Source organism: Campylobacter blaseri (assembly GCF_013201895.1).
Classification (GTDB): domain Bacteria; phylum Campylobacterota; class Campylobacteria; order Campylobacterales; family Campylobacteraceae; genus Campylobacter_B; species Campylobacter_B blaseri.
In genome coordinates this window covers 1485291-1501403 of record NZ_CP053841.1, presented here as the reverse complement: position 1 = coordinate 1501403, position 16113 = coordinate 1485291, and the positions used below count along the sequence as shown (strand labels likewise).

Sequence of the window (16113 nt, the reverse complement as noted above, 5' to 3'; positions counted from 1 at the left end):
ATAAAATAAGGACGGGCATGGAAAACAGTATTTTTGATGAAGAACAAGACATACAGATAATTGATGTTGAAGACTCTATGAAGAAGAGTTATTTAGACTATTCTATGAGTGTTATTATAGGAAGAGCGCTTCCTGATGCAAGAGATGGTTTAAAACCTGTTCATAGAAGAATTTTGTATGCTATGAATGATTTGGGAGTTGGAAGTAGAAGCCCATACAAAAAATCAGCTCGTATAGTTGGAGATGTTATAGGTAAGTATCACCCACATGGCGATACCGCTGTTTATGATGCACTTGTTAGAATGGCACAACCTTTTTCAATGAGAGTTCCATCAGTAGATGGGCAGGGAAACTTCGGCTCAATTGATGGCGATGGCGCAGCTGCTATGCGTTATACTGAAGCTAGAATGACAACTTTGGCTGAAGAGCTTTTAAGAGATTTAGATAAAGATACAGTAGATTTTACACCAAACTATGATGGAAGTATGGTGGAGCCAGATGTATTACCATCAAGGCTTCCAAATTTACTTTTAAATGGATCAAGTGGTATAGCTGTTGGTATGGCTACAAATATCCCTCCACATAGTCTAGATGAACTAGTTGATGGTCTTTTAATGATGCTTGAAAATAAAGAAACAACTTTAGAAGAGCTAATGGAGGTTATAAAAGGACCTGATTTTCCAACAGGGGGAATTATCTTTGGTAAAAAGGGGATAATTGATGCCTATAAAACAGGTCGTGGTAGGATAAAAATTAGAGCTAAAACCCATATAGAGAAAAAGGGAAATAGAGATGTAATTGTTATCGATGAGCTTCCTTATCAGGTAAATAAATCAAATTTAATAGAAAAAATAGCTGAATTAGTTAAAGATAAACAAATTGATGGAATTAGTGAAGTAAGAGATGAAAGTGATAGAGATGGCATTAGAGTTGTAATAGAGCTAAAGCGTGATGCTATGAGTGAAATAGTTTTAAACCATCTTTTTAAATCCACCGTAATGGAGACAACTTTTGGTACTATAATGCTTGCTATTAACAACAAAGAGCCAAAAGTTTTCAGCTTAATGGAGCTTTTAGATTTATTTTTAGCACATAGAAAAACTGTAATTATTAGAAGAACTATTTTTGAACTTCAAAAAGCAAGAGCAAGAGCACATATTTTAGAAGGGCTAAAAATAGCGCTTGATAACATTGATGAAGTTATTGAGCTTATTAGAAATAGTGCTGATACAACGGTTGCTAGAGAAGGGCTTATGAGTAAATTTGGGCTTAGTGAGCTTCAGTCAAATGCTATTTTAGATATGAGACTTAGTAGACTTACAGGCTTAGAGCGTGAAAAAATTGAAAATGAATTAAAAGAGTTAATTGAGCAAATTAGCAATTTAGAGGCAATCTTAAAAAGCGAAGAATTAATAGAAAACATCATAAAAGAAGAGCTTATAGAAATTAGAAATAAATTCAAATGCCCAAGAATAACTGAAATAGTAGATGATTATGATGATATAGATATGGAAGATTTAATTCCAAATGAAAGTGTTGTTGTAACCATTACTCACAGAGGTTATGTAAAAAGAGTTCCAAGTAAAACATATGAAAAACAAAAAAGAGGTGGCAAAGGAAAAGTAGCACTTACTACTTATGATGATGATTTTATTGAGAGATTTTTTATTTGCAATACTCACGATACTTTGATGTTTGTAACTGATCGTGGACAGGTTTATTGGTTAAAAGTTTATAGAATTCCAGAAGGAAGTAGAACTGCAAAAGGTAGGGGAGTTGTTAATTTAATAGACCTTCAGCCAGAAGAAAAAATCATGGCTATAATTCCAACAACTGACTTTGATGAGAGTAAATCTTTAGCATTTTTCACTAAAAACGGAATAGTAAAAAGAACAAAGCTAACAGAATATTCAAATATAAGAAGTGTAGGCATTAGAGCAATTAATCTTGATGAGGGAGATGAGGTGGTAACTGCTTCAATTGTAACTCCTGATATAGAAAATTTATTTGTTGTGACCAAAAAAGGTATGTGTATTAAATTTAGTGTTGAAGACGCAAGAGAGATAGGTAGAGTATCTCGTGGTGTTACTGCTATTAAGTTTAAAGAAGAGGGTGATGAAGTAGTAGGAGCTGAAATTTTACAAAACGATGAACAAGAAATTTTAAGTGTTGCAACAAAAGGTATTGGAAAAAGAACTACTGCTGATGAATACAGGCTTCAAAGAAGGGCTGGAAAAGGAGTAATTTGTATGAAATTAACATCTAGAACTGGTGATCTAGTTGGGATCGTTATAGTTGATGATGAGATGGATTTAATGGCTTTAACATCAAGTGGAAAAATGATTAGAGTTGATATGCAAAGCATTAGAAAAGCAGGAAGAAACACAAGCGGTGTAAAGGTTGTCAATGTTGATGGCGAAGAGGTTGTTAATATTGCAAAATGTCCAAAAGTTGATACTGAAGATGAAGAAGATGGATCAGAGCTAGATTTAGGAGGCGAAAATGAGTAGAAAATACAATGTCGCAATAGTTGGAGCAAGTGGTGCAGTTGGTGAAGAGATATTAAATGTCTTAGAGGAGCTAGAGTTTCCTGTAAATGATATTTTACCTCTTGCTAGTGCAAGAAGTGCTGGGCAAAGTGTTACATTTAAAAACAAAGATTTTGTTATAAAAGAGCTTACTGAAACTACTTTTGAAGAAAATGATATAGATATTGCATTTTTTAGTGCAGGTGGAAGCATTTCAGAAAAATATGCAAAATATGCTGTTGAAAGTGGAGCTTTAGTCATTGATAATACTAGCCATTTTAGAATGGATAGTGATGTTCCTTTGGTTGTTCCTGAGTGCAATCCTGAAGATATTGATGCTTGGCAAGAAAGAGGAATTATAGCAAATCCAAATTGTTCAACTATTCAAATGGTTCAAATTTTAAAACCACTTGATGATGCTTTTGATATAAAAAGAGTTGATGTAAGCACATATCAAGCAGCCAGTGGAGCTGGAAAAGAGGGCATGGAGGAGCTAGTAGAAGAGCTACAAGCATTTTTTGCTTTTAAACTAGATGAGTATAAGCCAAAAGTTTTCCCACATAAACTAGCTTTAAATTTGTTTCCTCATATAGATGTTTTTTTGGAAAATGACTATACAAAAGAAGAGATGAAGATGGTTAATGAGACACAAAAAATTCTTCATAAACAAATGGAGGTAAGTGCAACTTGTGTTAGAGTTCCAGTTTTAAGAAGCCATAGTGAGGCTATTACAATTAAATTTAACCAAGATTTTGATATAGAAAAAGTAAAAGAAATTCTTGCAAATGCTCCTGGTCTAAAGCTTGCCGATAATGTAAGTAAAAATTTATATCCTACACCTATGATGTCTACTGATACAAACGATACCTTTGTAGGTAGGGTAAGAAGAGATAATTTTGATGAAAAGATTTTGCATTTATGGTGTTGTGCGGATCAAATAAGAGTTGGTGCTGCAACTAATGCTGTGAGAATTGCTTTAAAATGGATAGAAAATAACTAGATGAAATATCATATTTTCATCCCTTCAGGTAACCCAACCGCACTAGTTGTTGATGGGTTATATGATAACGATGAACGTAAAAAAATTAACGATGAAATTATGTTAAAACATAATTTTGTGGAGCAGGTTGGTTTTTTGGATAAAAATTTTCATCTTGTGATGGCAGGGGATGAGCAATGTTTAAATGCTATTCGTTGTGCTGGGTATTATTATGCAAAAAAGTTAAATTTAGATGAAGTAACTATTAAAAATTGTGGTAAAAGTTTTATTTGCTATAAATTTGGCAACTATGTTGGTGTAAAATCCAATATTAAAGTAGACATAGAAACTATAGATGAAGATCTAACAAAAGTAAAACTAGATGGCATTACTCACTTGGTTTATGAAAACGATATGTTTGGTTTTGATGAAGAGTATATGAAAAATTTTGCATTCAAAAAACTTAAAGATCAAAACCTTATTAGCGAAGCTGCATCTGGAGTTATGGTTTTTTATAAAAATACTCTATTGCCGGTAGTTTTTGTTAGAGATATCAATACTCTTTTTTATGAAAGTGCTTGTGGAAGCGGTAGTTTAGCTTGTGCTTTGGTTGAGTTTAATAAAACAAAACAGGATCTAAGTTTAGAGATAAAACAGCCAAGTGGCGAAAATTTAAATATTTCAATAGATAATTATAGCAATGGATATTGTAATTATACTATTTATGGTAAGATAGGAGAGTATATTGTCTAAGATATTTGAAAAGATGCTTTGGGGTAGTAGGCATATAACTATTTTACCTGTTATTTTTGGAATTATTGGTGCGGTGGTTTGCTTTATAATAGCAAGCTATGATATATTAAGGGTACTTTTTGGTGCCTGGGATTATTTTATAAATAACAATAAAGCTATAGATTTGCATGCAGATGCTATAGGTGCTTTAGTCGGCGGAATTGATTTATATCTTATGGCTTTAGTATTATTTATTTTTAGCTTTGGAATTTATGAGCTTTTTATATCCGAAATAGATATAATGAAAAGTTCTAAAAATAATTCTAAAGTTTTAGAGATAAAAAATTTAAATGAGCTAAAAGATAAACTCGGAAAAGTTATAGTGATGGTTCTGATAGTAAACTTTTTTCAAAGGGTTTTGCATTCAAATTTCTCAACCCCGCTTGAATTAGTTTATCTTGCAGTTTCAATTTTAGCGTTATGTTTAGCGCTATATTTTTTACATAAAAGTTAAAGGAAAATATATGATATTTATAGATGCATGTTTAAAAAAAGAGACACCTTACACACCTGTTTGGATGATGAGACAAGCTGGTAGATACTTGCCTGAGTATATGGCTGTTAGACAAAGTGTTGGAGGGTTTTTAAATTTATGCAAAGATTATAAAAAAGCTAGTGAAGTTACTCTTCAGCCTGTTGATATTTTAGGAGTTGATGCGGCAATTTTATTTAGTGATATTTTGGTAATTCCACTTGAAATGGGAATGGATTTGGAGTTTATAAAAGGGCAAGGTCCAGTTTTCCACAATCCTATAAGAACTGATGAGGATTTAAAAAAATTAGATGAAAAAGGTGCACCAGATAAATTAACATATGTTTATGACACAATTAAACTTACAAGAGATAAGTTGGCACAAGATAAAGCACTAATTGGTTTTTGTGGTTCACCTTGGACAAATGCGACTTATATGATTGAAGGCGGTAGCACAAAAACTTATGCTATTTGTAAAAAAATGATTTATCAAAATCCTCTGTTTGTTCATCAAATTTTAAGAAAAGTAACTGATGCTACAAAAATATATCTTGAAAATCAAATTAAAAGCGGTGTGAATGCTGTTCAAATTTTTGATAGTTGGGCAAGCGCACTTGAAAAAGATAAGTTTTTTGAGTTTTCTTGGAAATATATAATTGAAATAGTTGATTATATAAAAGATAGATATCCGGATATACCTGTTATAGTTTTTCCAAAAGGCATAAGTGGATATTTAGATAAAATATCTGGCAATTTTGATGTTTTTGGTGTTGATTGGAGCACTCCAATGGAACTTGCAAGCAAGAAGCTTTCAGATAGATACACTCTTCAAGGAAATATGGAACCAACTAGACTTTATAGCAAAGATGCCATCAAAGAAAGTGTAGAGAATATTTTAAACATTATGAAAGGTAAAAGCCATATCTTTAATTTAGGACATGGTATACTTCCAGATGTTCCTGTTGAAAATGCAAAATATTTTATAAAATTAGTTCAAGAAATGAGTGCAGTATAAAAAAGTTTTTAAATAAGAGCTATTCATGTTTATAGATACAATTAGTTTAAGCCTCGGTGGTGGAGCTGCTAGAGGCGTTTTTCATCTTGGAGTTTTACAAAAACTTGACGAGCTTGATATAAAGATAAAAGCGATTTCAGGAAGTAGTATAGGTGCTTTTGTTGGAGTTTGCTATGGTGGCGGTATGAAGCCAAAAGAAATTTTAAAAATAATTCAAACAAAAGAGTTTAAAAAGGCTTTTAAACCAAATTTATCTCTTAAAAGCTTAATTAAAATAGATGAAACTTCAGATATAGTGCAACAACTTCTTCCTTGTGAAAAATTAGAAGATTTAAATATTCCAACTTATGTAACTTGTGTTGATCTGCTTGAGGGTAAGGTTGTATATTTTGATAGTGGCGATACTCTTAAAACTGTTTTAGGAAGTTGTGCTTTGGTGCCATTTTTCCAAGCAGTTGAATACGGTAAATATGTTCTTGTTGATGGTGGGTTTGTTGATAATTTGCCTATTATCCCACTTAAAAAGTATAAGCTTCCAATATGTGGCGTTGATTTACATCCTAGTTATAAGATAACAAAAACAGGCGTTAGCCGAAATTTAAGCAGGGCATTGTCACTTTGTTTAGCTCAAAATACAATACTTACAAAAAAAGAGTGTAATATTTTTATAACTAATAATAAACTTAGTGATTACTCTCTTTTTACATTTAGAAATTATGATGAGATGTTTGATTTAGGTTATAAATCAGTGGATATTAAAATGTTTCAAAATTAGGAGCTTGTATGACTTTAACGATTTTTGATTTAGACAAAACTTTACTTCATGGTGATAGTTATGATTTGTGGCATGAGTTTTTGTTAGAAGAGGGAATTTTAGATAGTGAGTTTATAGAAGAAAATGATAAGATGATAGAGCTTTATGATGAAGGCAAACTTGATATGCTTGAGTATTTAAAATTTTCTGTAAATTCACTTAGTAAAGTAAGTTTAGATGAAATTTCAAATTTGATGGCTAAATATTTAGAGCAAAAAATCAAACCTATAATCTACAAAGAGGCAAAAGAGTGGATAGCTAAATTTAGTCCAAATTTAATCATCTCAGCAACGCCTGAATATGTTGTAAAACCCATAGCAAAACTCCTTAAAGTAGATGACAGTATAGGGGTAAAGTTGAAGGTAAAAAATGGGTATTATACTGATGAATACTATGAGCCTTTAAGCTTTCAAGAGGGTAAAGTTAAAGCACTTAAAAAATATTTAGAAGAAAAAAATTTAAATCCTAAAAAGGTAGTTTTTTATACTGATTCTATAAATGACCTTGCAATGTGTGAATACTCAGATGAGGTTCATTGCATAAACCCTGATAAAAAGCTAGAAAAAATAGCTTTACAAAAGGGTTGGGATATACTAAGACTAAGTTTATAAACTAAGTCTATTTTTTCTTAAATTCGCAAACATTTCCAGTAGCTTGGTTACAAGGAACTGCTGTTATGGAATTTTGAGGAGAGCCATCAATCAACCTATCAGAATATACTAGATAGACTATAGTTTCGTTTTTATTGTCATACATTCTAACTATTCTTGTCTTTTTAAATAGCACCGAACTTCTTTTTTTGAAAATATCCTCCTCTTGTGAAATATCTTCTTTAATCACAATTTTTTGAGCAGTTTGTTCGCATGAAACTGAAGCATCACTAGTATCTTCTTCAAGTCCTATCATCTCACTTGTTCCACCTTTTTTAGCATAAGATAGATAACAAGTTATACCATCTATTTTTGGATCTTTTACTGATATAACTTCAATTCTATCATTTTTTCCAATGAGTTTCCACGCTGTATTTACTGAACCTATAAGGTTATCTTTTGCATGTAAATTTAACATTAAAAAAATTAAAATTATAATGGAATTTTTCATCTTCATCCTTTTGATAAATTTTAACTTTTAAAAGTAAATTTTTAATTGCTTAAGCAAAAATTTGCTAGAATTAGCTTCTAGAAATGGAGCTATAGATGTCGTATAAACGCAAAGATTTGCTAGGCACAAGAGACCTTAGCAGTGATGAGCTTATGTTTTTTCTAGATTATGCAAAAGAATTCAAAAACCTAAACAACCAAAGCATTAAAAAAGCAGATAATCTTCGTGGAAAAACTGTTATTAATGTTTTTTATGAAAATTCCACTAGAACAAGAACCTCTTTTGAAACAGCTGCTAAAAGGCTAGGAGCCGATGCTATAAATTTTACAGCTTCTCAAAGTAGCACAAAAAAAGGCGAAACTTTGATAGACACCATACATAATATGGAGGCTATGAAGACAGATATTTTCGTTGTTAGGCATAATTGTTCAGGAAGTGTTAGATTTATAGCACAAAACTCAAATGCTTGTGTAGTAAATGCAGGAGATGGACTAAATGAACATCCAACTCAAGCTTTGCTCGATCTTTTTACAATCAGGGAACATAAAGGTAGTTTTAAAGGTCTTAATGTTTCTATTATAGGCGATATTGAACATAGTAGAGTTGCAAGAAGCGACATTTGGGCTATGAAAACTCTTGGTATAAATGTTACTCTTTTTGGACCTCCTATGATGATGCCAAATAGGGTTGATGCTTTTGGCTGTAGGGTTGCTAAAAATATGGAAGAAGCAGTTGAGGGAGCTGATGTTATCATTATGCTTAGAGTTCAACTTGAAAGACAAGGAAGTAGCACACCATTCCCTAGCACTAGAGAGTATAGCAAATTTTTTGGATTAACTAAAGAAAGAGTAAAACTTGCAAATAAAAATCCACTTGTTTTTCACCCAGGACCAATAAATAGAGGGGTTGAGTTGAACTCAGATGTTGCAGACAGTGAGTGCTCAATGGTGTTGAATCAAGTTGAAAACGGAGTTGCTGTTAGAATGGCAGTTTTAAGTACATTAATAAAAAATAGAGGCTAAAATGAGACTTTTTATAAAAAATGCAACTATAGTAAATAGTGATGGAACTAAAAAAGCAAATATACTAATTGAAGATGATAAAATCGCAAAAATTACAGATGAAAATTTAGATGCTGATAAGGTTATAGATGCAACTGGCAAGCTAGTTATGCCAGGGCTTATTGATATGCATGTGCATTTTAGAGATCCAGGTTATGAATACAAAGATGATATAAACTCAGGAAGCGAAGCAGCAGTAGCTGGCGGAGTTACTACTGTTTTACCTATGGCAAATACAAATCCTGTTAATGATAATGCTGTTATAACAAGAGATATGATAGCCAAAGCTAAGGCTAGAGGGCTTGTGGATTTGCTTCCGATTGGAGCTATTTCAAAACAGCTTAAAGGCGAGGGCATAACTGAAATGGGTGATATGCTAAATGCTGGTGCTGTTGCTTTTAGTGATGATGGACTTCCTGTAAGTTCAAGCGATGTAATGAGAGCTGCACTTGAGTATACAAAGCATTTTGGTTCATATGTTATAAGTCATTGTGAGGACTGTTCTATGTGCAGAAGTGGCGTTATGCATGAGGGAAAAGTTTCAGCAATTTTAGGCTTAAAAGGTATGCCAAGAGAAAAAGAGGAGATAATGGTAAGCCGTGATATGTTGCTTGCTAAGCTAACTGGCGGGCATATACATATAGCTCATGTAAGCTCACAGTGGTCTTTAAAGATGATAGAAATGGCTAAAAAAGAGGGCATTAATGTAACTTGCGAAGCTACTCCTCACCATTTTACCTTTACAGATGAAAATTTAATGAACTATGACACAAATTTCAAAATGTCGCCACCACTTCGTGAAATAACAGATAAAGAGGCCGTAAGAGAGGGCTTAAAAAGTGGACTTATAGATGTTATAGCAACTGACCATGCACCTCATAATGTGGATGATAAATTTACTGAATTTGACCATGCTGCATTTGGAATTTTAGGACTTCAAACTCTTGTTCCGCTTACTTTAAAACTTGTTGAAGATGGAGTTATAACTTTAGAAGATATGGTAAGACTTACTTCTAAACGACCAGCTGAGATACTTAATCTTAAAAATAAAGGTGCGATAGAGGAAGGTTATTTGGCTGATATTACTATAATTGATCCAGATATTGAGTATGTTTATGATGAAAATCTTAACAAATCAAAATCTACAAACTCTCCTCTTTTTGGAAAAATGCTAAAAGGTGCAGCGGTTGTTACTATAAAAAATGGTAAAATTGTTTGGGATTTTCCAAATTTAATGGCTTAACTATAAATTTATAGATTTGCCTATTGACAAATCTATAAATATTGTATATAATAACATTTCATTTTTAAATTATTCCGGATTAGCTCAGCGGTAGAGTAGGTGACTGTTAATCACTTGGTCGCTGGTTCGAATCCAGCATCCGGAGCCATTACTTCATAAAAACCCTTTTTAAATCCCCATTTTAGCGATATTTTAGAATGTTTAAGTTTTGAGATAATTTGACTTTTTGTTCCCTATTTGTTCCCAGAATTTTATTAAACTCTAAAATGCTTCATAGTATTTTAATGATTTTTAAAATGCTATATTTTACATAATATAACTAAGATTATATATTTTTATTAATATAATTTTATATAGTATTATAAAAAACTTGGAAATAAATAAAACATAAAGTTTGATAGATAAGTTGATTATGTTTTATGTACATTATGTATATTTGGCATAGGTTTATTTTGGGTGGCAAGGCATTTTATTCCATTGTAAAAATAGTATAAAGAATGCTTAAATATATATCGACAACTTTTATTTATAATTTTCCTTGCAACAAAGTTAGAGTATATATAAAAACATATGTTTTTAAAAAAGTATATTTTCGTAGCTTTAAAATAAATTTTAAAAATTTTAAGAAAATTTATATAATCAATGTATCACTTGGCAGATAGATTTGTTTAACTTTGCTACTTTTTATACATAACTTCAATTTATGTTTTTATTGAATTTAAAATTTATAAATATTTTGCATTATTATTAAAATAAGTTTTGCTACTAATATAACTTTTAAATTAACATAAAACTTTTTTCACAAAAAAACAATAAAAATAAATCTTAATTTTAACAACTTGTAGAAATTTCATTTTTTATTAGAACTGACTATTAGATATTAAGCTTATTTACAATAGTTCATGAAATACAAAAAGATTATATCAATTTTTTCTTGTTAGATTGGAATCATATAAACAAAGTATTGATTGACTTTATATGTCATTTACGGCATAATATTTTAAAAGGATTAAGACATGACACGAAAAGATTTAATAAATAAAATTCAAACTAGAAGAAAAAAATTAAATATAACAATTGAAAATTTATCTAAAATTTCACATATAGGTACAAGAACTCTAAATAGATTTCTATCTGGAGATGATGTGAAGCTTAGTACTATTGAGAAAATAACACAAACTTTGGGTTTGGATTTTGCAGGAAACGAAGTGGTTAAGCTCAAAGATTTAATGGAAAAAAGAGCTAATAAAAAAGCTATTTTTTTAGCCTCATTGGTGCAAGGTACATCTTCTCTTGAAATGCAAGGATTAGACAAAGATGGTATAGAAAATATAATATCAAATTTCAAACAAGAACTTTTAAATGGACAATATAAAGATAAGCTTTGGGTAGCATAATGATGAATTCTACAAAATCAATAGATAATACAACCCCAATAGATGATATCTCTGGATTATTGTTACCAAAAAATAAAATATACTCCTTAGAAGAAATTTATCAAAAAGAAGCCCAAAACATAGCTGAAGCTACTATAAAATATCTTGCATCAGTACCAACAAAAAAAGAAGCTTCTTTTGCTTATGAATGGTTGCTGCTTTTGCACAAAGAGATGTTTGGGAATGTATGGGATTGGGCTGGAAAGCTAAGAAAAATTGAGCTATCTATTGGCATTAAAGCTTATCTTGTACCAATGGAGCTTAAAAAGCTAAGTGAGGATATAAAATATTGGGATATAAATAAAACTTTTGATGTTTATGAAACTTCAGCAAGATTGCACCATAGAGCTGTGCAAATTCACCCTTTTAAAAATGGAAATGGGAGATGGAGCAGGATGCTTGCAAATATTTATTTAAGACAACATGATAAAATGCCTATTAAGTGGCAAGAGGATTTATTAGCTAAAGAAAATCCAAAACGAAATGAGTATATAGAAGCCTTAAAAAAAGCTGATGTTGGAGAATTTACGAAACTTATTGAATTGCATAGGAATACATATTAGCTTAAAAGATAAATTTTTATTGTTTATTATATCAATATTCATAAACGCTTTATGTATTATTAAAATAAAGTTTTATTACTAATACAAGTCTAAAATAATATCAAATTTTATCTAAAAAACCATACCTAAAATCTTATTTTTATAAGCTTATAAATTTTATTTTATATCTTGTAAAATATTTATTTTTGTGTGAGGGCGAGGATACTTTTTGTCTGACAAGTCAGACAAAAATCTCTCGTTAGGGGTTGCCCCTAAAACCCCTGAAAATATTATTTTAAAATAAAACTAAATAATATAAATGTTTATATTAAATATAAAGATTAAAATAAGACGTAAAATACTTTGCCCTAAAATAATATTTATTGTCTTATCATACATTTAATCTCTTCATTAATATTAAAAACTATACCTTTCCCATCTATCCATCTATCCCAAAAATCAATAGTTGAACTTTTAGGTTCTTCTTTAGGTTTATCTAATAAAATAATCTTGGTAGGTAGTTTAATCGAATCTCCAATAACAATACATTCTCCAACATCAAGATTAGGTAATGTTTCAACCAAGCCTACCAATGAATCAGTTAACATGGTGGCTACTGCCGATTTATCTCTATCATTCGTAATGTTTAAACTTATAATATTATTGCATTGAGATATTATAGTGGAATTTAATTCCGCAGGTCTTTGAGAAACAATTACCAATGAAACACCATATTTTCTTCCTTCTTTAGATATTTTTTCAAATATCTCTAAGTATTTATTCTCAACTGCTTTTATTTTTGTTGTATCTCTTGGCATGTACAAATGTGCTTCGTCACAAATAAAAGCTATAGGATGTCGTGTTTCTTCTGTTTTAGGTGACATCCAAAATTGAATTTCATATACTAATCTAGTTACAATCCCTATTATTATAGATAACATATCTGATGGAACCTCTGATAAATCTATCACCTTTATTTTTTTATCTACTCCCATTATTTTATCAACAAATTCTTTCAAATAGTCAGCTCTTACAGTGTTTTTCTCATTAAATACAAACCCATATTTTTTATCATCTATTTTTGTTTGCAGTCTCGTAATAAGATTAGTTAACTTTCCATAATATTGACCTTGTTTTGTTTTTTCTTGACCTTTTTTATCTCCGGATTTAAAGATTTCACCTGTTGTTTCTTCCTTTATATTTTCACCCTCTAAATACGTTTTTAATCCTTTTACTGAAAAAGGAATCGGTGTATCTGCTGTAATTATTTCAGGTAAAAATTCAGTCATATTTTCTTCAAGATAGTTTTTCTTATGCTCTAAAATATATTTAATTACTGCAGCTCTTTGATTTGTAGCCGTTTCTTCCAAAGATTCAATAAATAAAGAATGAATTTCCTCATAATTAAAAAACCACAAAGGAATATGCAATCCATTATTAGAGTCGCAAAAAAAATTTAAGCAATACATTTTAATTTTACTTTCTAATATTTATTTGATATATGTGGTCAATGATACTTTGATATGATACAATAAGATTAAGTACCTATATAAAAACATATAAATTATATTAATTTAAATAAATTTATTTAAATTTTTGAAATATATCAATATTAGCAAGGTGATAAAATATGAAAATTAACTTTTCAAAATCAAGAACTTCTTCAAATAATATACCTCTTGGGTTAAGAGATATATTTATGACACTTCCATTAAAAGATAAAACTTATAAATATCCTCGTGATGTACAAGCAGAGGTTTGGGAGCAATGGTTTAAAAATCATTACCTTAGCGCTGAAAATATTATTCAATTATGGCTCACAATAAGTAATATTTTTGAAAAAGACATTTATTCTAGCAAAGATATACATACTATGACTCTTAAATTATTAAATGAATTTCGTAGTTTCATAATTAAATTTGCCGAAAATATTGCTGAAAAGGATATTATAAACAATGTAAGAGAAATTGAAAAATTATTAATTTCACTAAATTTAAATGAAAAACAAATTATAGGTTACTATAAACAACCTTTCCGCAAAGACAAATCTAGACAAAAGATAATAAAATGAAAAATAATACACAATATTTTGTTGAATTAATTGACGAAATAGTTAAAAACAATCAAGAATATATAAATAATTTACATAATAAAAAATCATCCGAATCAATTAGTATCATGCAAAATGATTTTGGCATAAAAAATAATGAAAATTGTATTTCTAAATTTATTTCAGAAAATGAAAGTAGTTTAATCGAAAGTAGCTATATATTAAAAATGTTTCTCAACAAATTGAAATAGATTACATACTTGGCAAAATTAAGCAAGATAAAGCAAAAATTTATCATTTAACTATCCAAACATCAATTTTATTCTTTAAAAGAAAAATTCCCCCAGTTGAAAGAAGGAATTTTTGGAAAGAGCTATTTACAAAAATATACATATATAATTTAATCAACAATAGCAAATGCAATAGCGATTATATAAATGATTATTATTGTAATGATCTAAATTTTAATATATTAAAAAGGTTAGTTGAAGCTAAAAAATACATAAAATCGACGATAAATGAAGATATTGAAATTATTGATGGCAAAGCAAACTTCAAAAAAGATCAACACAAAAAAATTATCAAACAAATTGAAACTAAACTCTTGCGATTAGATTTATTTTATGCTTTAGAATATATTTTTTGTATGTATGAAAAAATAAAAAGAAAAACAATATAGAATTTATACCGCCGTATAGGTATATAATTAATATTTTAATAAAAAACATTCATAAATCTAAACATAAAATAATTGATGATGAAAAGATTAAAAAGATTTTTAAAATCATTGAATCTTATTTGCATTTGCTTCAACTAAAAGATAGTCAATTTGCGACTTTTTTGCCGAAAAATGAAAAAATAGTTGAGCATCTTAAGAAACAAGTTTTATATATGAATTTCTATCCTATTTATAAATTAAAAACAAATACATTAATTGAATATATTAAAAATTTAATTGAACCCAATATTAAAAAGGAATCATTTATTAGCAAATTTGGCTTTACTATAATTGAGTTTATAAATTTTTTAAAACTTTTAGGAGTACAAGAAAATAATGTAATTATATTTGAAATTCATAGTTTAAAAAATAATGAATTAAAAATTTTAGAATTATTTTCAGTAAATTTAGAAGAAGTAAATAAGAATTATGGATATTTAGGTGAAATTCAAGATCATGCAAATGTTTTTACAATGAATCCTGTTATTAGACATAAAGATAAATTTTATATTATAGGATTTAAGTATTTTAAAATGAATTTTTATAACTCCTTGGTAGAAAAAATTAGAAAACATATGGACTCAGGCATTAATAATAAAATCGGAATCAGTGTCGACTCATTTGTCAAAAATATTTTTTCAAGAGTAAAAGATAATAATGGCTATAAAATTTTTTCAGGAAGATACGATTTATCTAAAAAAATAATTTTGAAAGTGATTTGGCTATAAAATTCAAAAAAGATATTATTTTTATAGAGAATAAAAATAAGTATTTAACAAATATTTCTTTTTCTGGCTCATCTTCGGATATACTAAAAGATTTTATTTTATCTTTTGTATCTTCTCAAAAACAATTAATTAATCATGAGTTGAATTTAAGAAAATATAAAAAAATAATTTTTCAAGATGGAAAAGTTTTAGAATACCGAGATGAAAACATACTAAAAATATCAGTTTCAACCAATAATTGGTTTAACATCATGAATAATATACCAAAATTTACAATAGAATCTTTATTAAATATCAGATTTAAAATTGATCAAAATAAGCAATATAGAAATAAAAGCGATTTTGAAAAAGCAAATAAATATTTAGATGAATTAGAGGTCAAAGTAGAAGAGCTAAATAAATGTTTTAATATTAATATATTTTTAACTCAAACGTTATTTGTACCACTTGAATTAATTGTAGATAAAAATCAGGATAGAGATTTTATAAACATTTTACAAAAATTAGTTGTAATAAAAATGAATCTTGATAATATTTTAGATATTTATGACTATAGTAAATCCTTATGTAAGTCTTAAAAGATACAATTTAATACATTAATCAAAAAATAATTTGGTAAATAAAAGTAAAGTTT

General features: G+C 29.0%; 17 protein-coding genes and 1 tRNA gene. 16 read left to right on the top strand and 2 right to left on the bottom strand.

What is annotated here, in order from left to right:
• Positions 1–17 precede the first annotated feature (17 nt).
• From gyrA to CBLAS_RS07415, 7 genes are read left to right on the top strand one after another with little or no spacing between them, the layout of a single operon-like run.
• On the top strand, positions 18–2510 hold the full coding sequence (gene gyrA / locus CBLAS_RS07445; protein ID WP_106872118.1) for a DNA gyrase subunit A: 2493 nt from the start codon (positions 18–20) through the stop codon (positions 2508–2510).
• Positions 2503–3528: an aspartate-semialdehyde dehydrogenase gene (locus CBLAS_RS07440; protein WP_106872116.1), complete on the top strand. Its 1026-nt coding sequence runs from the start codon at positions 2503–2505 to the stop codon at positions 3526–3528. Before gyrA ends, CBLAS_RS07440 begins: the two co-directional genes overlap by 8 nt.
• Complete coding sequence (locus CBLAS_RS07435) at positions 3529–4260, top strand: histidine racemase CntK family protein (protein ID WP_106872114.1); 732 nt, start codon at positions 3529–3531, stop codon at positions 4258–4260.
• Positions 4250–4753 (top strand): YqhA family protein, encoded by a 504-nt coding sequence (locus tag CBLAS_RS07430; protein WP_420912998.1) that lies wholly within the window; start codon positions 4250–4252, stop codon positions 4751–4753. Before CBLAS_RS07435 ends, CBLAS_RS07430 begins: the two co-directional genes overlap by 11 nt.
• Positions 4754–4763: 10 nt before the next feature.
• A complete protein-coding gene (gene hemE, locus CBLAS_RS07425; protein WP_106872110.1) occupies positions 4764–5786 on the top strand; it encodes a uroporphyrinogen decarboxylase in 1023 nt (340 codons plus the stop codon).
• A 25-nt stretch (positions 5787–5811) separates the two neighbouring features.
• Positions 5812–6561, top strand: coding sequence for a patatin-like phospholipase family protein (locus CBLAS_RS07420; RefSeq protein WP_106872108.1), 750 nt, complete (start codon positions 5812–5814; stop codon positions 6559–6561).
• An 8-nt stretch (positions 6562–6569) separates the two neighbouring features.
• Complete coding sequence (locus CBLAS_RS07415; protein WP_106872106.1) at positions 6570–7211, top strand: HAD family hydrolase; 642 nt, start codon at positions 6570–6572, stop codon at positions 7209–7211.
• A 7-nt stretch (positions 7212–7218) separates the two neighbouring features.
• Here CBLAS_RS07415 and CBLAS_RS07410 read toward each other — a convergent pair whose 3' ends face one another.
• Positions 7219–7701, bottom strand: coding sequence for a CreA family protein (locus CBLAS_RS07410; protein WP_106872104.1), 483 nt, complete (start codon positions 7699–7701; stop codon positions 7219–7221).
• A gap of 95 nt (positions 7702–7796) precedes the next feature.
• On the opposite strand from CBLAS_RS07410, the gene CBLAS_RS07405 reads away from it, so the two are divergent.
• From CBLAS_RS07405 to CBLAS_RS07385, 5 genes are all read left to right on the top strand, one after another.
• Positions 7797–8723, top strand: coding sequence for an aspartate carbamoyltransferase catalytic subunit (locus CBLAS_RS07405; RefSeq protein WP_106872102.1), 927 nt, complete (start codon positions 7797–7799; stop codon positions 8721–8723).
• Position 8724: 1 nt separating this feature from the next.
• Entirely contained in the window at positions 8725–10005 is a 1281-nt protein-coding gene (locus tag CBLAS_RS07400; protein ID WP_106872100.1) for a dihydroorotase, read from the top strand.
• A 73-nt stretch (positions 10006–10078) separates the two neighbouring features.
• Positions 10079–10153 (top strand) — tRNA-Asn (locus CBLAS_RS07395).
• 868 nt (positions 10154–11021) lie between these two features.
• Positions 11022–11402: a helix-turn-helix domain-containing protein gene (locus tag CBLAS_RS07390; RefSeq protein WP_106872098.1), complete on the top strand. Its 381-nt coding sequence runs from the start codon at positions 11022–11024 to the stop codon at positions 11400–11402.
• Positions 11402–12004 (top strand): mobile mystery protein B, encoded by a 603-nt coding sequence (locus CBLAS_RS07385; RefSeq protein ID WP_106872331.1) that lies wholly within the window; start codon positions 11402–11404, stop codon positions 12002–12004. The genes CBLAS_RS07390 and CBLAS_RS07385 overlap by 1 nt, the downstream gene beginning before the upstream one ends.
• Before the next feature lie 359 nt (positions 12005–12363).
• On the opposite strand, the gene CBLAS_RS07380 is transcribed toward CBLAS_RS07385, so the two are convergent.
• Complete coding sequence (locus tag CBLAS_RS07380) at positions 12364–13452, bottom strand: ATP-binding protein (protein WP_206603295.1); 1089 nt, start codon at positions 13450–13452, stop codon at positions 12364–12366.
• A 161-nt stretch (positions 13453–13613) separates the two neighbouring features.
• Here CBLAS_RS07380 and CBLAS_RS07375 point away from each other — a divergent pair, with 161 nt between their 5' ends.
• From CBLAS_RS07375 to CBLAS_RS07360, 4 genes are all read left to right on the top strand, one after another.
• Entirely contained in the window at positions 13614–14054 is a 441-nt protein-coding gene (locus tag CBLAS_RS07375; RefSeq protein ID WP_106872096.1) for a hypothetical protein, read from the top strand.
• Positions 14051–14284: a hypothetical protein gene (locus CBLAS_RS07370; protein ID WP_106872094.1), complete on the top strand. Its 234-nt coding sequence runs from the start codon at positions 14051–14053 to the stop codon at positions 14282–14284. Before CBLAS_RS07375 ends, CBLAS_RS07370 begins: the two co-directional genes overlap by 4 nt.
• Positions 14285–14873: 589 nt before the next feature.
• Positions 14874–15479, top strand: a complete 606-nt coding sequence (locus tag CBLAS_RS07365; protein WP_133169620.1) for a hypothetical protein — start codon at positions 14874–14876, stop codon at positions 15477–15479.
• Positions 15470–16057 (top strand): hypothetical protein, encoded by a 588-nt coding sequence (locus CBLAS_RS07360; protein WP_106872090.1) that lies wholly within the window; start codon positions 15470–15472, stop codon positions 16055–16057. The genes CBLAS_RS07365 and CBLAS_RS07360 overlap by 10 nt, the downstream gene beginning before the upstream one ends.
• The last annotated feature ends 56 nt before the right edge of the window (positions 16058–16113 follow it).

Coding starts and splice junctions, on each gene's coding strand:
- CBLAS_RS07390 (WP_106872098.1), top strand. CDS start 11,022: ATGACACGAAAAGATTTAATAAATAAAATTCAAACTAGAAGAAAAAAA.
- CBLAS_RS07405 (WP_106872102.1), top strand. CDS start 7,797: ATGTCGTATAAACGCAAAGATTTGCTAGGCACAAGAGACCTTAGCAGT.
- hemE (WP_106872110.1), top strand. CDS start 4,764: ATGATATTTATAGATGCATGTTTAAAAAAAGAGACACCTTACACACCT.
- CBLAS_RS07410 (WP_106872104.1), bottom strand. CDS start 7,701: ATGAAAAATTCCATTATAATTTTAATTTTTTTAATGTTAAATTTACAT.
- gyrA (WP_106872118.1), top strand. CDS start 18: ATGGAAAACAGTATTTTTGATGAAGAACAAGACATACAGATAATTGAT.
- CBLAS_RS07415 (WP_106872106.1), top strand. CDS start 6,570: ATGACTTTAACGATTTTTGATTTAGACAAAACTTTACTTCATGGTGAT.
- CBLAS_RS07370 (WP_106872094.1), top strand. CDS start 14,051: ATGAAAAATAATACACAATATTTTGTTGAATTAATTGACGAAATAGTT.
- CBLAS_RS07440 (WP_106872116.1), top strand. CDS start 2,503: ATGAGTAGAAAATACAATGTCGCAATAGTTGGAGCAAGTGGTGCAGTT.
- CBLAS_RS07400 (WP_106872100.1), top strand. CDS start 8,725: ATGAGACTTTTTATAAAAAATGCAACTATAGTAAATAGTGATGGAACT.
- CBLAS_RS07380 (WP_206603295.1), bottom strand. CDS start 13,452: ATGTATTGCTTAAATTTTTTTTGCGACTCTAATAATGGATTGCATATT.
- CBLAS_RS07385 (WP_106872331.1), top strand. CDS start 11,402: ATGATGAATTCTACAAAATCAATAGATAATACAACCCCAATAGATGAT.
- CBLAS_RS07435 (WP_106872114.1), top strand. CDS start 3,529: ATGAAATATCATATTTTCATCCCTTCAGGTAACCCAACCGCACTAGTT.
- CBLAS_RS07420 (WP_106872108.1), top strand. CDS start 5,812: ATGTTTATAGATACAATTAGTTTAAGCCTCGGTGGTGGAGCTGCTAGA.
- CBLAS_RS07375 (WP_106872096.1), top strand. CDS start 13,614: ATGAAAATTAACTTTTCAAAATCAAGAACTTCTTCAAATAATATACCT.